19 protein-coding genes are annotated in these 17,802 nt (G+C 64.3%); 2 read left to right on the top strand and 17 right to left on the bottom strand.

The genetic code is table 11. The annotated features are described in order from the left end of the window. Positions 1 to 77 precede the first annotated feature (77 nt). On the bottom strand, positions 78 to 1,727 hold the full coding sequence (locus ACB030_RS01390) for a methyl-accepting chemotaxis protein (protein WP_371157395.1): 1,650 nt from the start codon (positions 1,725 to 1,727) through the stop codon (positions 78 to 80). Positions 1,728 to 2,070: 343 nt separating this feature from the next. After that, on the bottom strand, positions 2,071 to 2,727 hold the full coding sequence (gene folE / locus ACB030_RS01385) for a GTP cyclohydrolase I FolE (RefSeq protein ID WP_106887327.1): 657 nt from the start codon (positions 2,725 to 2,727) through the stop codon (positions 2,071 to 2,073). Positions 2,728 to 3,073: 346 nt separating this feature from the next. On the opposite strand from folE, the gene moeA reads away from it, so the two are divergent. Then, positions 3,074 to 4,300: a molybdopterin molybdotransferase MoeA gene (gene moeA, locus ACB030_RS01380; RefSeq protein WP_371157546.1), complete on the top strand. Its 1,227-nt coding sequence runs from the start codon at positions 3,074 to 3,076 to the stop codon at positions 4,298 to 4,300. After that, entirely contained in the window at positions 4,297 to 5,052 is a 756-nt protein-coding gene (gene moeB, locus ACB030_RS01375) for a molybdopterin-synthase adenylyltransferase MoeB (RefSeq protein WP_371157392.1), read from the top strand. Before moeA ends, moeB begins: the two co-directional genes overlap by 4 nt. A 29-nt stretch (positions 5,053 to 5,081) precedes the next feature. On the opposite strand, the gene ACB030_RS01370 is transcribed toward moeB, so the two are convergent. The 15 genes from ACB030_RS01370 to napA form a co-directional block, all read right to left on the bottom strand. Further along, on the bottom strand, positions 5,082 to 5,894 hold the full coding sequence (locus ACB030_RS01370; RefSeq protein WP_371157390.1) for a hypothetical protein: 813 nt from the start codon (positions 5,892 to 5,894) through the stop codon (positions 5,082 to 5,084). Beyond that, on the bottom strand, positions 5,887 to 6,930 hold the full coding sequence (gene parM, locus ACB030_RS01365) for a plasmid segregation protein ParM domain-containing protein (RefSeq protein WP_241672828.1): 1,044 nt from the start codon (positions 6,928 to 6,930) through the stop codon (positions 5,887 to 5,889). The genes ACB030_RS01370 and parM overlap by 8 nt, the downstream gene beginning before the upstream one ends. A 112-nt stretch (positions 6,931 to 7,042) precedes the next feature. After that, on the bottom strand, positions 7,043 to 7,822 hold the full coding sequence (locus ACB030_RS01360; RefSeq protein WP_371157388.1) for an alpha/beta fold hydrolase: 780 nt from the start codon (positions 7,820 to 7,822) through the stop codon (positions 7,043 to 7,045). Positions 7,823 to 7,892: 70 nt separating this feature from the next. Continuing rightward, the gene (gene modC, locus ACB030_RS01355) at positions 7,893 to 8,948 is read right to left on the bottom strand and encodes a molybdenum ABC transporter ATP-binding protein (protein WP_371157386.1); all 1,056 of its coding nucleotides are present in this window, start codon (positions 8,946 to 8,948) and stop codon (positions 7,893 to 7,895) included. Beyond that, positions 8,945 to 9,625, bottom strand: coding sequence for a molybdate ABC transporter permease subunit (gene modB / locus ACB030_RS01350; RefSeq protein ID WP_139439297.1), 681 nt, complete (start codon positions 9,623 to 9,625; stop codon positions 8,945 to 8,947). Before modB ends, modC begins: the two co-directional genes overlap by 4 nt. 111 nt (positions 9,626 to 9,736) lie before the next feature. Next, the gene (gene modA, locus ACB030_RS01345; protein ID WP_371157383.1) at positions 9,737 to 10,465 is read right to left on the bottom strand and encodes a molybdate ABC transporter substrate-binding protein; all 729 of its coding nucleotides are present in this window, start codon (positions 10,463 to 10,465) and stop codon (positions 9,737 to 9,739) included. An 85-nt stretch (positions 10,466 to 10,550) separates the two neighbouring features. After that, positions 10,551 to 11,030, bottom strand: a complete 480-nt coding sequence (moaE, locus tag ACB030_RS01340; protein WP_371157381.1) for a molybdopterin synthase catalytic subunit MoaE — start codon at positions 11,028 to 11,030, stop codon at positions 10,551 to 10,553. A 2-nt stretch (positions 11,031 to 11,032) separates the two neighbouring features. Next, positions 11,033 to 11,278 (bottom strand): molybdopterin synthase sulfur carrier subunit, encoded by a 246-nt coding sequence (gene moaD, locus ACB030_RS01335; protein ID WP_371157379.1) that lies wholly within the window; start codon positions 11,276 to 11,278, stop codon positions 11,033 to 11,035. Further along, positions 11,275 to 11,769, bottom strand: coding sequence for a cyclic pyranopterin monophosphate synthase MoaC (moaC, locus tag ACB030_RS01330; protein WP_111913679.1), 495 nt, complete (start codon positions 11,767 to 11,769; stop codon positions 11,275 to 11,277). Before moaC ends, moaD begins: the two co-directional genes overlap by 4 nt. A 50-nt stretch (positions 11,770 to 11,819) precedes the next feature. Beyond that, entirely contained in the window at positions 11,820 to 12,326 is a 507-nt protein-coding gene (gene moaB / locus ACB030_RS01325; RefSeq protein WP_106887335.1) for a molybdenum cofactor biosynthesis protein B, read from the bottom strand. Between the two features lie 224 nt (positions 12,327 to 12,550). Further along, a complete protein-coding gene (locus tag ACB030_RS01320) occupies positions 12,551 to 13,141 on the bottom strand; it encodes a cytochrome c3 family protein (RefSeq protein ID WP_139439292.1) in 591 nt (196 codons plus the stop codon). A 12-nt stretch (positions 13,142 to 13,153) separates the two neighbouring features. Then, positions 13,154 to 13,609, bottom strand: a complete 456-nt coding sequence (locus tag ACB030_RS01315) for a nitrate reductase cytochrome c-type subunit (RefSeq protein ID WP_025326409.1) — start codon at positions 13,607 to 13,609, stop codon at positions 13,154 to 13,156. Next, a complete protein-coding gene (gene napH, locus ACB030_RS01310; RefSeq protein WP_205641414.1) occupies positions 13,609 to 14,484 on the bottom strand; it encodes a quinol dehydrogenase ferredoxin subunit NapH in 876 nt (291 codons plus the stop codon). Before napH ends, ACB030_RS01315 begins: the two co-directional genes overlap by 1 nt. Beyond that, on the bottom strand, positions 14,481 to 15,215 hold the full coding sequence (gene napG, locus ACB030_RS01305) for a ferredoxin-type protein NapG (protein ID WP_205641413.1): 735 nt from the start codon (positions 15,213 to 15,215) through the stop codon (positions 14,481 to 14,483). Before napG ends, napH begins: the two co-directional genes overlap by 4 nt. Positions 15,216 to 15,230: 15 nt before the next feature. Further along, on the bottom strand, positions 15,231 to 17,720 hold the full coding sequence (napA, locus tag ACB030_RS01300; protein ID WP_371157376.1) for a nitrate reductase catalytic subunit NapA: 2,490 nt from the start codon (positions 17,718 to 17,720) through the stop codon (positions 15,231 to 15,233). Positions 17,721 to 17,802: the final 82 nt, after the last annotated feature.

The raw sequence follows: 17,802 nt of genomic DNA, 5'->3' as shown, positions 1-17,802 counted from the left end.
CCTACGATCAACAAACCTGCCAGAAACAACAAGGCCCCGCCAATTGGCGGGGCCTTCTGTTATCCGTGGGTCAAGGCTCAGAGGGTGAAGCGCTGGGTCATCTGGTGCAGGCTGTTGGCCAGCTTGCTCAGCTCGACACAAGCCTGGGCGGTCTGCTGCGCCCCCTGGGCGTTCTCGTCGGCGGCATTGTGGATGTTCACTATGCTGCGGTTGAGCTCCTCGGTCACCGCGTTCTGCTCTTCGGTGGCGGTGGCGATCAGAGTGTTCATATCGCTGATCTGGGTGACGGCCCCGTTGATGCTGTCGATGCTATCCCCCGCCTCCCGTGCCAGCCCGACGCTCTCCTGCATCTGCTGGCGGCTCAGTTGCATGGCGTTGCCCGCCTCGGCGGTGCGCTCCTGCAACAGCGCTATCATCTTGCTGATCTCGGCGGTGGAGGCCTGGGTACGCTGGGCCAGGGAGCGCACTTCGTCCGCGACGACGGCGAAACCACGCCCCTGCTCGCCGGCCCGGGCCGCCTCTATGGCCGCATTGAGCGCCAGCAGGTTGGTCTGCTCGGCGATGCCGCGAATGACGTCCAGCACCATGCTGATGCTGGCACTGTCCGCTTCCAGCTGCGACACCACAGTGCCCGCCTGCTCTATCTGCCGGGACACCTGCTCTATGCTGCCGATGGCGCTGCGCACCACCTGGTTGCCCTGGGTCGAGGTGCGGGAGGCATCCTTGGCGGCGCTCATGGCATCCGTGGTGTTGCGAGCCACCTCATTGACGGTGGACTGCATCTCGTTCATGGCGGTGGCCACCTGGGACACCTCGCTCTGCTGGCTGGCCATGCCCTTGGCGGACTGCTCCGAGATGGCGCTCACCTCCTCCACCGCACTGCTGAGCTGGCTCACCGAGCCGGCTATCTCGCTCACCAGGTCCGCCAGCGCCCCCTGCATGCGGTCGATGGCAGAGCCAAGCTGACCCAGCTCGTCGCGGTTGAAGCGGCTGCCGCGGATCCACTCCTGCAGCTCCCCCTTGCCGAGATCGCCGCTCGCGATGCGCTGGGCCTGACGGGCCAGCATGATGAGCGGGTCGCGGATCTGGCGGGTCAGCACCACCGAGAGCGCGATCACCAGCGCCAGACCGACCAGCAGGGCCAGGGTGACACTCAGCTTGGCGGAGTCATAGGCCGCCACCACCACCTTGCGGGAGGCATCGGCGTAGCCATGGTTGGTGCGCACCAGGTCACCAACCGACTTGGTCAAACTGAGGTAGAGCGGGATCCCCTCATTGATGAAGATCTGCTGGGCACTCGCCAGCTGATCCCCCTCCTGCAATTGCCTGACCCGCTCATGCAGCGCCGCATAGCGGGCCCAGTCTGCCTTCACGCCCTCGAAGATGCGGCGCTCCTCCACATCTTCAGCCCAGATGGTGGCATCATGCTCGGCCAGTTGTTGGGCAACCTGGGCAAACTTGCGGGCGGTCTCGCTACGGTACTCCGCTTTTTTCTGCGGATCCGAGGCCACCAGGAAGTAGCCCAGCTCATAGCGGCGCAACTCACTGATGCCCTCGCCGATGGCCGTGGTGCGCACCACAGCGGGCAGTATGCTGTCGGTAAAACCGATGGCGGCCCGGTTCATGGTGCTGAATTCAAACAGTGAAAAGCCGCCGATAAAGGCCATCATCAGGCCGAGTACGGCAAAGCCGGCGGTGAGTTTCTTGCCTATCGTCATGGTGTTCATGGCATGTCCTGCATATGGGTCATCAAATGGCATTCGTCGGCGCCGGCCCTTCGAGGCGCGAGCGCGATAGCTGCCATCCATAGCAGTCGTTCAAACCTCATCCGTGTCGGCACGAACGAGGGGGCATCTTAAGCCCTGGCGTGCCGCTCCCCGTCGACACGCCGCCCTAGCCTGGCAAGGACGCCGGGGCAAGGGGGCCAAACGGGTGTCAAACAGGACATCCCGCTGCGAGCTGTATCGGCCCGCACGGGCATCACTTTAGGATTTTTTCAGAAAATAAACCGGGGCGGCAGACAGGAAGGGAAGAAGTCGGGGCATGTCGGTGGGACATGCCCCCGGGTGACTAGCCTTTCAGGCCACCGAGAAACTCGGCACGGGTGTCTGGCTGGGTCTTGAATACCCCGCCAAGGGAGGTAGTGGTGGTATAGGAGGTCGAATCCATCACGCCGCGCGCCTTCACGCAGAAGTGGGTCGCCTTGATGCTGATGGCCACGTCCCTGGTGCCGAGCAGGGTCTGCAGCGCCAGCAGGATCTGCTGGGTGAGCCGCTCCTGCACCTGGGGCCGGCGGGCGAAGAACTGCACTATGCGGTTGATCTTCGACAACCCGATCACCTTGCCACGGGGGATGTAAGCCACGTGGGCCAGCCCGTCTATGGTGACAAAGTGGTGCTCACAGGTGCTGGTGAGACTGATGTCCCGCACCATGATCATCTCGTCCACCTTCATCTTGTTCTCGATCACCGTCACCTTGGGGAAGGTGGCGTAGTCGAGGCCGGAGAAGATCTCGTTCACGTACATCTTGGCGATGCGGTGCGGCGTCTCGGCCAGACTGTCATCGGCCAGATCCAGCCCAAGCGTCTCCATGATGGCGCGCATATGGCCTTCGATGTTTTCCTTCTTCTGCTGGCCGTTCAACCCATTGGCCACCAGTGGTGTCTCCAGGCCCTCGGCCTCGAGCGCTGCCCTGACCAACAGGGCTTCCTGGCTAAAGCTCGTCATCTTGTTTCTCTCCCACGCTCAGGGACTGTGCTGGCCATCGACGTGATGCCGTGGCGCAATGTTACAGGGCGATTATTGTCATAATTCAAACTAACTCAAGCCCGGCACCTGACTTTATGCCAAACCGCCCTGTTTTACCCTCTCCCCCTCCCCGTTCGAGGGGCATAGGGCAAATGGTCCGGCAACGCCCCCTGCCATGCCACCCACAAGGAGGTAATTCAAGGAGTTGACCTCCCTCTCATCCCGGCAAAAATCGGCGTTCCCCCGCGTTCCTGCGTGATCCGCCTGCCCATACGGGCGGATTTTTGGGATAATCCGCCCCCTATACACCAGAGAGGTCATGATGATGGGATTCGATACCGGTGCACTCCTCCCCTTGGACAAGGCCCTGCAAGGGATGCTGGAACAACTCGGCTGCCGCTGCGAGACGGAGCAGTTGCCGCTGCCCCAGGCGCTGGATCGGATACTGGCCGAGGAGATAAGCTCCCCCCTGTCGGTGCCCCCCTTCGACAACGCCGCCATGGACGGCTATGCCGTGCGCCTTGCCGATCTCGCCGCCGGCGCCCCGCTCCCGGTGGCGGGCAAGGCCTTCGCCGGCCAACCCTATGAGGGGGAGTGGCCGGCCGGTCACTGCATCCGCATCATGACCGGCGCCCCTGTGCCGGCGGGTACGGAGGCGGTCGTGATGCAGGAAGAAACGCAGGAAGGCGCCAACGGGATCACTTTTCTGACCACCCCCTTCCCTGGCCAGAACATCCGCCGCCGGGGCGAGGATCTGGCGCAAGGATCCCGAGTGCTGGCCAGCGGCCTGCGCCTCAGCCCCCGGGAGCTGCCGCTGCTGGCCTCCTTGGGCATCGCCACGGTGACGGTGCGCCGCCCCCTCAAGGTCGCCATCTTCAGCACGGGGGACGAGCTCAAACCCCTGGGTACCCCCCTCGCCCACGGCGACATCTATGACTCCAACCGTTACGGGGTCAAGGCCATGCTGACCCGCATGGGCATAGCGTGCCTGGATCTTGGCATCATCCCCGACGATCCTGCCGCCCTGCGCGCCGCCTTCCAGCAAGCTGACCGCGAGGCGGATGCCCTGATCACCACAGGGGGCGTATCGGTCGGCGAGGCAGACTTCACCAAGCAGTTGCTGGAGGAGCTTGGCGAAATCGGCTTCTGGAAGCTCGCCATCAAGCCGGGCAAGCCCTTTGCCTTTGGCCGCCTGCCAAACGCCTGGTTCTTCGGCCTGCCGGGCAACCCCGTCTCCGCCATGGTCACCTTCGATCAACTGGTGCAACCGGCGCTGGCCAGGCTGGCTGGCCACCACTTCGCGCGCCCTCTGCCGCTGCAGGCCATGGCGACCGAGCCCCTCAAGAAGGCGCCGGGGCGCCTGGACTTCCAGCGCGGCATCCTGAGCCTGGGCCCGAACGGCCTCGAGGTGCGCAGCACCGGCTCTCAGGACTCCGGCGTCTTCAGCTCCCTGTCCCGGGCCAACTGCTACATAGTCCTCGAGCAGGCGCGGGGCAAGGTGGCCGCCGGTGAGACGGTGACCGTCGAGCCCTTCTCGGGGCTGCTGCTGTGAGCGAGATCCTGAGCGACGCCGAGCTCCTTCGCTACAACCGCCAGATAGTGCTCAAGTCTTTCGACTTCGAGGGGCAGGAGGCGCTCAAGCAGGCCCGGGTGCTGGTGATTGGCGCCGGGGGCCTGGGCTGCGCCGCCAGCCAGTACCTGGCGGTGGCCGGGGTCGGCCACCTCACCCTGGTGGATTTCGATCGGGTGGAGCTCTCCAACTTGCAGCGCCAGGTGCTGCACAGCGACGAGCGCATTGGCATGCACAAGGTGGACTCCGCCGCCCTGGCGCTGCGGGCCCTCAATCCCTGGCTCGAGGTGGAGACTCACGCCCTCCTCGCAGACGAGGCCCTGCTCGATGCCCTGCTGCCCGGCCACCAGCTGGTGCTCGACTGCACCGACAACGTCGCCATCCGCAACCTGCTCAACCAGCGCGCCCGCCAGCATAGAGTGCCGCTGGTGTCCGGCGCCGCCATCCGGCTGGAGGGGCAGCTGTGCAGCTTCACCTGGCAGGAGGACGAGCCCTGCTACGCCTGCCTCAGCGCCCTCTTTGGCGAGCAGTCCCTGAGCTGTGTCGAGGCCGGGGTGCTGGCTCCCGTGGTCGGTCTGGTGGGCAGCCTGCAGGCGCTGGAAGCCATCAAGCTCTTGGCGGGCATGGGCAGGAGCCACAGCGGCCGCCTGCTGATGATCGACGGCCTGGGTGGCAGCTTTCGCGAGCTGAAGCTGCCCAAGCGCCCGGACTGCCCGGTCTGCTCCCAGCCCTGAGTGGGTGCGCAGAGATCCAGGCTCGCGCCCTAGAAGATCCCCTTGGCCTTGACCTTCTTCATGTTCGCGACCTGGCTCGAGAGATCCTCCACCAGAGGCTCTGCCTCGGCGCCTGCCGCCCCCTGGCGAGCCGGGGCGCTGGCCAGTCGCTGGATCAGCAGATGCTGCTCGCGAATGAGCCGGGATTGCTCCTCCAGCTGGCGAGAGAGCAGCTGGATGCTGCTGGCAAGGGGCGCCAGATCCTGCTCGGCCGCCGCCACGGGCAGCTTGCCCACTATGGTTTCGGCCAGCAGATCGTGATCGAGCGGGGCAGGCAGCCCCTGTCTCAGCTCATCCCACAGCTCGGTGGGCTGCTGCTCGCCGAGCCGGCTCACTATCTCGTCCACCAGATGATCCGAAGAGGGCATGGCCTGGGGCTGACCCAGGCGTTGCACTATCTCCTCCACCATGCGGGCACTGTTGTCCTGACCAAGGCGGGGGGCCAGCCTGGTCACTATCTCGTCGATCATGGTGTCGCTCATGGCAGGGGCAGTCCCCTCCCCCAGTGCGAAGCCACAACTGGCAAAGACATGGCGCAAGGTCTCGAAATTCACCTGCTCGGGGCCGAAGGCATTGGCCACCGCCTTGCACAGACTGGGGGCCAGCACATACATGAACATGCCGGAGAGGTAGATGTCCTTGTGAAAACGACTCTTGGAGAAGTCGAACTCCTCCACATCGTCCTGGATCTTGCGCGCCCGCTGGTACCAGCTCTGCAAGACCCCGGCGGCATAGCGATCAGACTCCAGCGCACCCGGATCCATGAAGATGGAGAAGGTCATGCGCTTGAGTTGACTACTCATCGCCAACCTCGGCCATCACCGGCGCCTCACGGTACACCTCTTCCTCTTCCGTGGTGTAGAGGCAGATCTCCCGGGCCAGGGCGGACTGGGCATCGTCCAGCAGCTCGACCCGCTCACCCAGGGTCGGGTAGGCGGCCTTGATGGCCTCAAAGATGAGGGACGCGCCGCCGCCGACCAGATAGACCCGGTTCGGGTTCTTGGCAAACTTCTTCGCCTCGTGGGCCACCTGGGAGCCCAGCTCGTCGATCTTGTTCTGCATCTTCTCGAGGATCTTCGGGATCTGGCTCTCGTCGTTGACCACGTCCCGCACGAAGCTCATGTCGTGGCGGCGCTTGATGAATTCGTTGGCCACCAGATAGCTCGAATCGCTGTCTGCCGCCGCCAGCGCCTTGCGGGTCGCGTCGGTTACCATGGAGACGCCGATCTCGTTGTTGCCATACACATCGGAGACGTCGTCAAACTCGCCGACGATGATCCCCATGTCCAGGGTGGTGCCACCGCAGTCGATCACCAGGGTCTTGGTGAACTCGTTGCAGCCCGAGCCAATCAGGCGGGAGAGCGCCGCCGGCAGGCTTTCCGGCATCACCTCCACGCTGACGATGTTGAACAGCTCCCCCTTGTTGAGGCTGATGGCCCGCATCAGGTTGCGCCGCTTCTTCTCTATCTTCTCTTCGTTGCGCTGGCAATCGTCCGGGCTGTAGAACTCGGTGATGGGCAGGGTCACTGTGATGGCCACGTCGCAAGGGGTCACGCCGGTCTGCAGCAGGGCGTGGTGCACGGAGAGCAGGTTGAGATCGTCGTACTGGTACTCCACATGGGTGGTCGCCAGGGACTTGTCCGAGGTGGCGTCATAGGTGTACTTGGTGTTGCCTATTTCGTAGTTGTAGATCTTCTTGTCCTTGCGCAAGGCGGCGCTCTTCCAATCCTTGCGAAAGGAGTTGGGGGAGATGATGGTCTTGAGCACCTTGTTCTCGATCCAGCTCACCTTGACGTTGGTGGAGCCATCATCGATGGCCATTTTCATTACTTCAGACATGAGGAAATACCTGTTAAATAGAGCAAGATGGGTCCGATTGCCTTGCCTTGTGCCATTGGCAAGGCGATCGGACCAATACATACACGGGTAATAAGGCTAAGGGGCGACAAGTTTAATGAGTTTCTAAAATCCGGTGAAGCAAATGATTGAACCCGGCGGGATCTTCCGCCGGCCAGGCGTGATGACCCTCTGGGGTATGGATGCTGGCGTTGGGCAGGGAGGCGAACTGCTCCACCCGTTTGGCAAGCGGCAGGTAGTCGTGGCTGGTGGAGATGATGGCCACCGGCTGCCAGAGGCTGCCGAGCCGGGCGCGCACCGACCAGCCGGGCAGCGCCTCCAGCAGCGCACGATAAGTCTTTTTCTTGTTGCTGCGCACGAAGCGCAGCCGGAAGGTGTGGCGCACCTGGGCGAGCTCGGGGCCCGGGAAGAGTTCGCGCCCCAGCCACCAGGCGAGCGGCCGCATGCCAAACCAGCGCAGCCACTTGAGGCGCATGGCATGGCGCTCCTGCTCCTTTGGCGTCTCCAGCAGAAACTCGCTGAAGCCGTTGACCAGCACCAGCCCCCGCACCTTGTGGGGCAGTCGCAGCGCCAGCTCCAGCGCCACCATGGCCCCGAGAGAGAGCCCCACCACCCAGGCGGGTTCCGGCTGCTCCTCGAGCCAGCGGGCCACGTCCGCCGCCAGGGTGGGCACGTCGAAGGGCCCCTCCTGCAGGCTCTGGCCGTGGCCGCGCAGATCCAGCGCCACCACCCGGTAGTGCTGGGAGAAGTGCTCGATCTGGGCCTGCCAGTCGAGGCTGGAGGAGCCAAGGCCGTGCAGCAACAGCAGCAAGGGGCCCTCCCCCGCGCTGCGCAAGGCCAATCCATGGGATTTCATTACCTGGTTGCGACGCACCCGTGCTCTCCCTCTCGACTCGATAGCGGCCACCGACGGCCTTGCTGCCCATGCTGTGGCGACAAGCCCCTCAGCCCTCTCCCACCAGGCTCACCGCCTTGATGTAGGCGTAGAGTCGCTGCCCAGGCACCAGCGCCAGCCGTTTCGCGGAGCGGCTGGTGATCCGGGCCAGCAGTATCTGCTGCCCCAGCGCCAACTGCAACAGAGTTTGCCCCGGCCTCACCTCCCGTGCCTCCAGCAGTCGGGTCTCTAGGCAGTTGGAGAGGCTGGAGTGCGCTATGGGGGCGGTGGCGATCACCAGATCCCGCCCCGCCACCTTGATCTGCAGCTCCCCTGTCTCGTCGGGGGCATGCTCCATGGTGACCATCAGGCTCTGATCCCCGAGTTGCAGGGTCGCCATCTGTTCATCGTCGTCGTAATGGGCCAGGGTCGCCGTCAGCATGACACCGACGTCGTCGCGACTGGCCAAGGAGAGGTCGGTGCGGGCGAAGATCTCGCTCGGCCTGCCTTGCGCCTCCAGCCTGCCGTCAGCCAGCAGCACCAGCTGATCGCACAGCAAGCTCACCTCCTCCATGGCGTGGCTCACGAAGATCATGGGGATGCCGCTTTCGCGCTGCAACCCCTTGAGCACATGGGCCTGATGGATGCGGCTGCGGCTGTCCAGCGCCGAGAAGGGCTCATCGAGCAGCAGCAGATCGGGCTCCGCCAGCAGGGCCCGCCCCAGGGCCACCCGCTGGCGCTGGCCGCCGGAGAGGCCGTGGGCGGGCTGTTCCAGCAGATCCGCAAAGCCGAGCCGCAGCGCCAGCGCCTCGGGCTGCCAGCGCCCTCGCCCCTTGCCCGCCGCCAGTTGCAGGTTGCCGAGCACGCTCAGATGGGGGAAGAGGCGGGAGTCCTGGAACACCAGCCCGATGCGGCGCGCCTCCGGCAGCAGGGCCGCCAGATCCCGCCCCTGCCAGTGCAGGACGTCCGAGGGGGCACGGTCCAGCCCGGCGATGATGCGCAGCAAGGTGCTCTTGCCACAGCCGGAGGGGCCAAAGAGGCCGAGAATGCCGCCAAGGGGCAGTGCCAGATCGCACGCCAGGGTGAAGGCGCCGAACGCACGGCTGGCCTTGAGGTGCAGGCTCATCCGAATAACCTCCGCTGCCGGCGCTGCAAGACCCCATAGACCAGCACCAGCATCACCAGGGAGAAGCCCATCAGGCCACCCGCCAGGTAGTGGGCGTGCCGATAATCCATGGCTTCCACGTGATCAAAGAGGGCGATGGAGAGCACCTGGGTCTCGCCGGGGATGTTGCCCCCTATCATCAGCACCACGCCAAACTCCCCCAGGGTATGGGCAAAGCCCAGCGCCGCCGCCATCACGAAGCTCGGCAGCGTCATCGGCAAGATGATCTGAAAGAAGCGCTCGAGGGGCCCCAGCCCCAGGGTGGCGGCGGCCTCGAGCTCCTTGTTGCCCATGTTGACGAAGGCGGAGGTGAGCGGCTGCACCACGAAGGGAAGCGAATAGAGGATGGAGGCAAACAGCAGGCCGAGGAAGCTGAAGGCGAGCGGGGTCCCGAAGGTCTCCCGCCACCAGGCGCCGAGGCCGTACTCCGGCGAGAAGGCGAGCAGCAGATAGAAGCCGAGCACGGTTGGCGGCAGCACCAGGGGCAGCGCCACCAGGGCCTCCACCAGCGGCCGCAGCCGGTGCTGGCTGCGCGACAGCCACCAGGCGAGCGGCGGCGACAGCAGCAGCAGGATGGCGGTGGTGCTGGCCGCCAGCTTCAAGGTCAGCCAGACCGCCAGCAGATCCCCTTCACTCATTGCCGACCTCCCGGTTGATAAATGCCCCCAACGGCATGGTATCCATCCTCATTGCAAAGAGTGGCCGACCCCAAGGCCGACCACTCAGGGTATCGCATCTGAACCATCCCCTTATCGGGGCAGGGCATAGCCTGCAGCCTTGATCTGCTCCTGACCGGGGCCCTTGAGCCAGGCGACCAGGGCATCGACTGCTTCCCCCTTCTTGAGGATCAGCCCCTGCTGCTCTATGGGGGGGTAGAAGCTGGCCGGCACCGCCCAGGCTTCGCCGGTCTTGCCCGCCTCCACCAGGTTGGCCCAGGCGACGAAGCCCAGCTTCGCATTGCCGGTGTCGACGAACTGCCAGGTCTGGCTGATGTTGGTGCCGGTCAGCACCCTGTATTGCTTGGGATCGAGCTTGAGGTGGGCCAGGGTTGCCATGGCCGCGGCGCCATAGGGGGCAGTCTTCGGGTTGGCGATGGCCAGCTCCCCCTGCCAGTTGCGCAAGGTGGCCTCGTCAGGGGCAGGTCCCCCCTTCTGCCACAGGCCGAGCTGGCCGATGGCGTAGGTGAAGCGACCGCTCCCCTTGCCCTCCGCTTCCAGTTTTTCAGGGGTGGCCACGTCGGCAGAGAGGAAGAGATCGAAGGGGGCGCCGTGGGTGATCTGGGTGTAGAGCACCCCGGTGGCCGCCGAGCTGATGACGACGCTGTGGCCTGTCTTGGCGGTGAACTCCTTGCCGATGCGCTCTAGGGTGCCCTTGAAGTTGGCGGCCACCGCCACCCTGACTTCATCGGCCCGAGCGGCCCCGCTGTGCAAGGCGCTGGCCACGAGGCCGAGCAACACCACGGACAACTGTTTCTTCATTCCCTGTCTCCTTGAGGCTCCGGCGAACCCGAAGCAAGTGGTGGCGAGCGCCAGCTGGCACTCCCCTGTCATCGAGCCGGGGCGGCTAGGGCGCTTGCCGCCAGCGAGCGGCAGCGGCGTCATCGCTCTGCTTGGCCTCGACCCAGCGTTGAATCCCTTCGGCGGTCAGCTCTTTTTTCCAGAACGGCGCCCGGGTCTTCAAAAAATCCATGATGAAGTGGCAGGCCTCGAATGCGGCGTCCCTGTGGGCGCTGCTCACCGCCACCAGCACGATCTGATCCCCGAGCAGCAGATCGCCGATGCGGTGGATCAGGGTGCACTCCTGCAGCGGCCAGCGGCCACGGGCCTCTGTGACTATGTCCGTCAGGGCCTTCTCGGTCATGCCGGGGTAGTGCTCGAGGGAGAGCCCCAAGACTTCCTCCCCCTGGTTGAAGTCACGCACCTTGCCGACGAAGGTGACGATGGCGCCGCTGTCATGGCGGGCAGCGAGGCGCTCATATTCCTCCCCCAGGGAGAAGTCGGCCCGCTGCACCAGGATGCGATCCAAGGTCATTATCTCGCTCATTCTCAGCCTCCGGTCACCGGCGGGAAAAAGGCCACCTCATCGCCATCGTTGATGGGGGAATCGAGGGGCACCAGGGTCTGGTTGACCGCCACCAGCAGCTTGCCCGACTCCAGCGCCAGGGCCCACTTGTCGCCGCGCTCGCACAAGGCCCCACGAAGCGCTTCGGCCGTCGGATAGTCGCTGGGCAGGCAGAGCTCGTCGCAGCCCACCAGCTCACGCACTTGCGCAAAAAACAGTACCTTGATCATGCCTTCTCTCCTGCCTGGGAGCCCAGCTGGAAGTGGCCGGACTTGCCGCCCTTCTTCTCCACCAGCCGCACCTGCTCGATCACCATGTCCTTTTGCACCGCCTTGCACATGTCGTAGATGGTCAGCGCCGCCACGGACGCCGCGGTGAGTGCCTCCATCTCCACCCCTGTCTTGCCGGACAGCTTGCAGAGGGTGCGGATATGGACCCTATTGTGCTCGGGCTGGGCCTCGATCTCTACCTCCACCCGGGTCAGCGCCAGGGGGTGGCAGAGGGGAATGAGATCGGCGGTCTTCTTGGCCGCCATGATGCCGGCGATGCGGGCGGTGGCGAACACGTCCCCTTTGTGGTGCTGACCGCCGAGGATCAGGGCCAGGGTCGCGGGGGCCATGGTCACGAAGGCTTCGGCGCGGGCTTCACGTTCTGTGACCTGCTTGTCGGTCACATCCACCATATGCGCTTCGCCGCTCTGGTTTAAATGGGTCAGGTTCATCTATTCCCCTATCGAAAAATAAGATGGATGATCGAGAGAAACTCCCGAGATCACAGATGGGACACGAAGTTGCACGGCCTGGTGCGGGCGTCCAGCTGATCCCGGATGAGCTGCTCCCAGCCGAGCTGGCAGGCGCCGGTGGAGCCCGGCAGGCAGCAGATCAGGGTGCGATTGGCGAGCCCCGCCAGGGCGCGGCTCTGCATGGCCGAGCCTTTTATCTCGGCGAAGGAGAGCTGGCGGAACATCTCGCCAAAGCCCTGTACGGTGCGCTCGAACAGCACCCCCACAGCTTCCGGCACCCGGTTCTGTTCATTGAAGCCGGTGCCGCCGTTGATCAGCACCACCTGCACCGCCTCGTCGACGATCCACTGGCTCACCTGGGCCCGGATCCTGAACAGGTTGTCGGCGCACAGGGCCCGATCCGCGAGTTGGTGCCCCGCCTGGGTCAGGGCCGAAACCAGATAATCCCCCGAGCTGTCGTCGGCGGCGGTGCGGCTGTCGGAGACCGTCAGCACGGCGATCTTGAGAGGGATGAATTCGCTGTTTTTGGGTGCCATGTTTCTGGATGCCATAGGACAAATCCTGTCAATCATTCATTGACCACGAGAGGAAGAAGAGGGGGACGCGTCACCCGGCCATGCCGGTCGGTGAATGCGCGCCGACAGGGGCGCCGCGTTGCCGGGGAGGGATTCTATCAAAAGATGTCTGGCGCAGGGGTTAAAAGGCCCATAAAAATCAAAGGCCATCGAAGCGGCACTATGCGCTCCGATGGCCCGGCGCCTTAGAAACCTTCCACGCCCTTCATGTCAGGCAGCTGATGCGCTATCCCCTTGTGGCAGTCGATGCAGGTATTCTGACCGCTTGCCAGGTTGGTGGAGTGCATCTGGGCCGCCCGCCGCCCCTGCAGGGAGAAGTCCATGTACTCGAAGTTGTGACAGTTGCGGCACTCGCGGGAATCCGTCTCCTTCATCCGCTGCCACTCCCGCTCCGCCATCTCCCGGCGGTGGGATTCAAACTTCTCGCGGGTATCCACCTTGCCGGTCAGCATGCCCCACAGCTCCTTGGAGGCCTGCACCTTGCGAATGATCTTGTAGGTCCATTCGTGGGGCACGTGGCAATCGGGGCAGCTGGCGCGCACCCCTGAGCGGTTCGCATAGTGGATGGTGTCGCGGTACTCCACGAAGACGTTGTCCTTCATCTCGTGGCAACCGGTGCAGAACTTCTCGGTGTTGGAAGCCTCCATGGCGGTGTTGAAGCCGCCCCAGAAGATGACACCGCCGAAGAAGCCCATCAGCAGCAGCACCCAGAGGGCCGCCTTCGAGGGGGATTTGAAGGTGGTCCACAGACGCTGGATAAAGCCGGGTAATTTCATCTAGTTGGCTCCTCAGTTCAGCGCTTCAACTGGTTTAAACGTATTTTCCACCAGCGGCTTGGCATCCGCTTGCGGCACGTGGCACTGCAGGCAGAAGTAGCGGCGGGGTGACACTTCGCCAAGGGTCATGCCGTCGCGGGTCTCGAAGTGTGTCGGGCTTATCTTGGGCGCCTTCATGGCGCTGGCGTTCTTGAAGCTGTGGCAGGCCAGGCACTTGTTGACCTTGTTGTCCACCTCGTAGTTGCGGGTGTCGTGGGGGATCAGCGGCGGCTGATGCATGTACTGGCGATCGTAGAGATCCCCATCCTTGCGATAGTTCTTCATGGGGGCCGCATCTGCCTCCGTGACCAGATCCGTACTCCCCCGCTCCGACTTGATCCCCCCCGTGCTGTTGGTGATCTCGGGGGTGGCTGCCATCAAGGAGCCCGCCATCAGGCAGGCCAGCATTGCTCCAATCAGCTTTTTCATTATTTGTTCTCCGACGTTTTCTCTGCCTTGACGGCAAAACCTGTAGTGATTTCGAAAACTTGCTCCGCGCAGACATCGATGCAACGGCCGCAGTTGGTACACTCCTGAGCCACAATCAAGGGCCCGTGACCGCGCCTGGCCCCGTGAACCGGGCCGCGCAGGATGGGACGCTCCGGGCAGACCGCATAACAATCCATGCAGTTGCTGCACCGCTCACGCCCCCTGGCAGAAATCTTGATAAACCCGACCCGGTTGACCAGGGCATAGAAGGCCCCCACCGGACAGAGATGACCACACCAGCCCCGCTCCACCACCAAGAGGTCGAACAGGAACAGGGCCATCAGCAGACCCCAGCCCGCCCCCATGCCAAACAGCAGGCCGCGCATGGCCAAAGAGACCGGATTGACCAGCTCCCACACCAGCACGCCGGTGATGGCGGGTGCCACCAGCACCATGGCCAGCAGCCAGTAGCGGGTGTTGCGGTTGAACTGGCCGTTGCCCTTGAGCCCAAGCCGGGCCCTGACCCAGGCGGCGGCGTCCGTAATGAGGTTGACCGGGCAGACCCAGGAGCAGAACACCCGCCCCCCGACCAGCCAGTAGCCCAGCAGCACTATTGCCGCCCCGAGCCAGAGGGTGGTGATGGGCCAATGGCCCGCCGCCACCGACTGCAGCAGGGTCAGGGGATCGCTCAGCGGCACCGTCTCCAGCAACAGCGAGCTGGAGAGGTTGCCCTTGAGGATCCAGACCCCCGCCAGCGGCCCCAGCAGGAAGAGCCCCAGCACGCCAAACTGGCTGAGGCGGCGCAGCAGCAGGAAGCGGTGGGCGCGCCACCAGCCCAGCCTGGCGCTGGCCTCGGCCCCCGGATAACGACTCATAGCCCCTCCGGTTTGCGGGTCGGCAGAGTGAGTCGCTCACCGATGAGGGACTTGCCCGCCTTGGCCTTCTCTTCCCAGCCGAGCCGGTAGTGATGGCCGAGCTCACCCTTGGCGAGCCCATGGGGCACCACCTTGATGGCCGCCGTCTCCAGCACGCAAGCGTGCTCACACTTGCCGCAGCCGGTGCAGATGTCGCTGTGTACAGTGGGCAGGAACATGGCGTGCTTGCCGGTGCGCGGATTGCGTTGCAGTTCTAGGGTGATCGCCTTGTCTATCAGGGGGCAGACCCGATAACAGACATCGCAGCGCAACCCCAGGTAATTGAGGCAGGTCTCGTGATCGATGAGCACCGCCACCCCCATCCGCGCCTGATCGATGTCGGTCATCCCCTGATCCAGCGCCCCGCTCGGGCAGGCCACCACGCAGGGGATGTCGTCACACATCTCGCAGGGGACCGCGCGCGCCTCGAAATAGGGGGTGCCCGTGGTCACGGGATCCAGCAGCCGGGCGAGCTTGAGGGTGTCGTAGGGACAGGCTTCGACGCAGAGCCCGCAGCGCACGCAGGCACCGAGGAAGTCAGCCTCCCCCAGTGCCGCAGGCGGCCGCAGTGCCTGGGCGGGCACCGCCTGCGCCTGCTGGCGGGCCACAGTGCCAAGCCCTGCCCCAAGCAGGCCCACGGAGCAGGCCCCCTTGGCAAGGTCGGCCAGGAACTGGCGACGGCTGCGACTCATCCCCCCGGCCCCGCCTTACGCCTTCATGACCTTGACGGCGCACTTCTTGTAATCCGTCTCCTTGGAGAGCGGATCCGTGGCGTCCAGGGTCAGCTTGTTGACCAGCTGGCTCGCATCGAAGAAGGGCATGAACACCAGGCCTTTGGGCGGACGGTTGCGGCCGCGGGTCTCGACCCGGGTCTTCACCTCGCCACGGCGGGAGGCGACTATCACCTCTTCACCACGGCGTACGCCACGGGCCTTGGCATCTTCAGGGTGCATGAAGAGCACCGCATCCGGGAAGGCGCGATAGAGCTCGGGCACCCGGCGGGTCATGGTGCCGGTGTGCCAGTGCTCCAGCACGCGGCCGGTGGAGAGCCACATGTCGTACTCTTTATCCGGTGCCTCGGCGGCCGGCTCATAGGGCAGCGCGAAGATCACCGCCTTGCCGTCCGGCTTGCCGTAGAAGCGCACCCCTTCCCCCGCCTTCACATAGGGGTCGAACCCTTCGCGATAGCGCCACAGGGTCTCCTTGCCGTCCACCACGGGCCAGCGCAGGCCACGGGCCTCGTGGTACTGATCGAAAGGCGCCAGATCGTGACCATGGCCGCGGCCGAAGGAGGCGTACTCCTCGAACAGCCCCTTCTGCACGTAGAAGCCGAAGTGTTCCGCCTCGTCGTTCAGCGCCCCCTTGCTCTGTTCTTTCGGGAACTGGTTCACCTGACCGTTGGCATAGAGCACCTCGAACAGGGTCTTGCCCTTCACTTCCGGCATCTTGGCGATAAGCTCGGCCGGCCACACCTCTTCCACGGTGAAGCGCTTGGCAAACTCCATCAGCTGCCACAAGTCGGACTTGGCCCCTTCCGGCGCCTTGACCTGCTGGTGCCAGAACTGGGTGCGACGCTCGGCGTTGCCGTAGGCACCCTCTTTTTCCACCCACATGGCGGTGGGCAGGATGAGGTCAGCCGCCTGCGCCGTGACTGTCGGGTAAGGGTCGGAGACCACGATGAAGTTGGCCGGGTTGCGATAACCGGGCAGCCCCTCCTCGTTCATGTTGGGAGCGGCCTGCATGTTGTTGTTGCACATCACCCAGTAGGCGTTGAGCTTGCCGTCTTTAAGCATGCGGTTTTGCAGCACGGCGTGATAACCCACCTGCTCGGGAATGGTGCCTGCGGGCAGCTTCCAGATCTTCTCGGCGATGGCGCGGTGCGCAGGATCGGTGACCACCATGTCGGCGGGCAGGCGGTGGGCGAAGGTGCCCACTTCCCGCGCAGTGCCGCAGGCAGAGGGCTGGCCGGTCAGGGAGAAGGGACCCGAACCCGGGGTGGAGATCTTGCCGGTCAGCAGGTGGATGTTGTAGCAGAGGTTGTTCGCCCAGACGCCACGGGTGTGCTGGTTGAAGCCCATGGTCCAGTAGGAGACCACCTTCTTGTCCGGATCCGCATAGATCTGGGCCAGTTTTTCCAGCTTCTCTTTGGAGACGCCGGAGAGCTTGGCCACGGAGTCGACGTCGTAATCCGCCACGAATTTCGCGAAGTCGTCGAAGCTCATGGGGGTGGAGTCGCCGCTGTCCGGGTTCTTGGCCTTCTGCTGCGTCGGGTGAGTCGGGCGCAGGCCGTAGCCGATGTCGGTGACGCCCTTGCGGAACTGGGTGTGCTTGTTGACGAAGTCCCAGTTCACCTTGTCGTTCTGGATGATGTAGTTGGCGATGTAGTTGAGGATCGCCAAGTCGGTCTGGGGCGTGAACACCATGCCGTTGTCCGCCAGCTCGAAGCTGCGGTGCTCGAAGGTGGAGAGCACGTGCACCTGCACATCCGGGTTGGAGAGGCGGCGATCGGACATCCGCGACCAGAGGATGGGGTGCATCTCGGCCATGTTGGAGCCCCAGAGCACGAAGGCATCGGCCTGCTCGATGTCGTCGTAGCAGCCCATGGGCTCATCCATGCCGAAGGTGCGCATGAAACCGACCACGGCGGAGGCCATGCAGTGACGGGCGTTGGGGTCCAGGTTGTTGGTGCGCAGGCCCGCCTTCATCAGCTTGGCGGCGGCGTAGCCTTCCCACACTGTCCACTGGCCGGAGCCGAACATGCCGACCGCGGTCGGTCCCTTCTCCTTGAGGGTGGCCTTGAACTTCTCGGCCATAATGTCAAACGCCTGATCCCAGCTGATGGGGGCGAAGTCGCCATTCTTGTCGAACTTGCCATTGGTCATGCGCAGCATGGGCTGGGTCAGACGATCCTCGCCGTACATGATCTTGGAGAGGAAGTAGCCCTTGATGCAGTTGAGGCCACGGTTGACCGGTGCATCGGGATCGCCCTGGGTCGCCACGACACGGCCGGCCTGGGAGCCCACCAGCACGGAGCAGCCGGTGCCGCAGAAGCGGCAGGGCGCCTTGTCCCAGGTGATGGCAGTCTTGTCGGTGCTGGTAATAAGGTTCGCCGCCAGGGTGGGGGCACTGACTCCGGCCACGGCAGCGGCTGCCGCCACCGCATTGGCCTTCATAAAGTCGCGTCGACTCAGCTTCATGACATATCCTCGCATTGCTTAATCACATCAATGACAGCCATTGTCACGAGCCGCGCTGGCTCAGCGTCATGGCGCTTTATTG

Source organism: Aeromonas sp. S16(2024) (assembly GCF_041403065.1).
Classification (GTDB): Bacteria; Pseudomonadota; Gammaproteobacteria; order Enterobacterales; family Aeromonadaceae; genus Aeromonas.
The sequence above is the reverse complement of the archived record's forward strand: the minus strand, read 5'-3'. Positions and strand labels throughout refer to the sequence as shown.